This is a genomic window from Vibrio sp. 704 (assembly GCF_033339295.1).
On sequence record NZ_JAWOUH010000138.1, the window covers coordinates 1 to 1016 of the forward strand.

General features: G+C 41.3%; 2 protein-coding genes. One reads left to right on the forward strand and one right to left on the reverse strand.

Annotation, left to right across the window (positions count from 1 at the left end):
* Nucleotides 1–59: 59 nt before the first annotated feature.
* The gene (locus R7R24_RS24995; protein ID WP_005488152.1) at nucleotides 60–359 is read left to right on the forward strand and encodes a YfcZ/YiiS family protein; all 300 of its coding nucleotides are present in this window, start codon (nucleotides 60–62) and stop codon (nucleotides 357–359) included.
* Nucleotides 360–403: 44 nt separating this feature from the next.
* Here the strand turns inward: R7R24_RS24995 and R7R24_RS25000 are convergent, their stop codons facing one another.
* Nucleotides 404–676 carry a YnjH family protein gene (locus tag R7R24_RS25000; protein WP_005498191.1) on the reverse strand — a complete coding sequence of 91 codons (273 nt, stop codon included), beginning with the start codon at nucleotides 674–676 and terminating at the stop codon, nucleotides 404–406.
* Nucleotides 677–1016: the final 340 nt, after the last annotated feature.

A 1016-nucleotide genomic window follows, 5' to 3' on the forward strand; every position in this document is an offset into this window, starting at 1 on the left:
TTGTAGATACAGATCAAATACCTGATAGAATACCCTTAGTATTTACAAGAGGATTCGTTATGAGTGTCGAATTAGAAGAAAGCCAAGTATGTGAAGCTTGTGGCTGTGCTGGTGAGATTGGTTTCATCATCAAAGAAGGCGACGAGGTTGCTGACGTAACGATTTTCGCAGAGACTAAAGATGCATTAGAGTCTGAGTTAGCGAAATACATCGAACTAGCTAAATCAGTCTGCGCTGGCGTTGAATACAATGTGTCAGAGCTGACAGAAGAATCTAAAGAGCTAACCGCTCGATTCAAGTTTGAAGTAAGTGCAGAAAAGCTTATTTTTGAACTGAAAACTCGCTCTCTAGCGCGTTAATTCAATTTAAAGCGAGCAACGAGCTCGCTTTATTCTTATCTAAATCACTTCTTTTGCTTCAACACAACCCACTTTAACGACCCATTGGTTTCGTAGTCGTTTTCATCAGAGCACACCAAAAGCACATCATCGACTTTGATTACCGCACCAGCGGTATAGGCTTTATCTTCGTAGTAACAAATTCGCTGGCCTATTTTACCATCAGCAACCACCAAAGCCTTTGACTCCGGCGTACTGTAAGATTTGGCAAAAACTGAACCAGACAATAGCGCGACCATGGCGCTCAGAGTAAAAATAGAAACTCTTTTAAACTTCATGAATATCCCCTTATGCCCGAACAATACTAGCAAGGAAGTATTTCAGGTTCTTGGCAGAATCTCATATTCTAGCAATTTGTTCTTACTTCTCATTCCCAGATATTCCTCCACGTCGTTACGAACAACGGCGAGTTAAGCTCAGGCCGATATAGCCGTCACTGACTCTTTAGGTTATGCTTTTATCGTTTTTTATTGGAAAGTAATCGTTATGCGTTTCATCCCTTTCGCCCTCGCGTTAATTGCATTTAGCTCGTCTCCTAGTGCTTACGAGCTCGATTACTATTCCAAATTTGGCCATATCGACAACTATGGCAATCTAGATCTTCGAAACAAGCCATAC

Excerpts from the sequence above, each read along its gene's own strand:
- R7R24_RS24995 (WP_005488152.1), top strand. The coding sequence starts at position 60 with ATGAGTGTCGAATTAGAAGAAAGCCAAGTATGTGAAGCTTGTGGCTGT.
- R7R24_RS25000 (WP_005498191.1), bottom strand. The coding sequence starts at position 676 with ATGAAGTTTAAAAGAGTTTCTATTTTTACTCTGAGCGCCATGGTCGCG.